The sequence below is a fragment of the Mycobacterium sp. 1245801.1 genome, from assembly GCF_001673055.1.
GTDB classification, from domain to species: domain Bacteria; phylum Actinomycetota; class Actinomycetes; order Mycobacteriales; family Mycobacteriaceae; genus Mycobacterium; species Mycobacterium europaeum_A.
This window is the reverse complement of the sequence record NZ_LZKY01000109.1, coordinates 1-764: the sequence shown is the minus strand read 5'-3', so window position 1 is coordinate 764 and position 764 is coordinate 1. Positions and strand designations below refer to the sequence as shown.

The window sequence follows — 764 nt, the reverse complement described above, 5'->3', positions numbered from 1 at the left end:
CACCCGTTCGATCTGGCGCGGGAGATTCCGGTGCGGGCGCGGCTTTTCCGGGTGGGTGAGGATGAGCATGTGCTGGCAGGGGTGGTCCATCACATCGCTGCTGATGGGATGTCGGTTGGGCCGCTGGTGCATGACTTGGGGATGGCCTATGCCAGCCGGTGCCAGGGGCGTGCCCCCGAGTGGGCGCCGTTGCCGGTGCAGTATGCCGATTACACCCTGTGGCAACGCGCCCGGTTAGGGGATCTCGACGACGAGAACAGTCGGCTGGGCGCCCAGTTGGCGTACTGGCAGGATGCTTTGGCTGGGATGGCTGAGCGGTTGGCGCTTCCGGTCGACCGGCCTTACCCGGTGGTGGCTGATCACCGCGGTGCCACGGTGGAGCTGGATTGGCCGGCCGAGTTGCAGCAGCAGGTGGCGGTGGTGGCCCGGGAGCACAACGCGACGACGTTCATGGTGGTGCAGGCCGCGTTGGCGGTGGTGCTGTCGAAGTTGAGTGCGAGTTCTGATGTGGCGGTGGGTTTCCCGATCGCCGGACGGCAAGACCCTGCTCTGGAGGGGTTGATCGGGTTTTTCGTCAATACCTTGGTGCTGCGGGTCGATCTGGCCGGGGATCCCACGGTCGCCGAGCTCCTGGCCCAGGTGCGCCGGCGCAGTCTGGAGGCCTATGAGCACCAGGACGTGCCCTTCGAACTGCTCGTCGACCGACTCAACCCCACCCGATCACTGACCCATCACCCCCTGATCCAAGTGCTGTTGGCCTGGCA

Annotated in this window: 1 protein-coding gene; it reads left to right on the top strand. The window is 66.0% G+C overall.

From position 1 onward, the window contains the following. Positions 1 to 764 (top strand): condensation domain-containing protein (locus tag A5622_RS06730; RefSeq protein WP_232002888.1); only part of this gene is annotated, 764 nt, incomplete at both ends.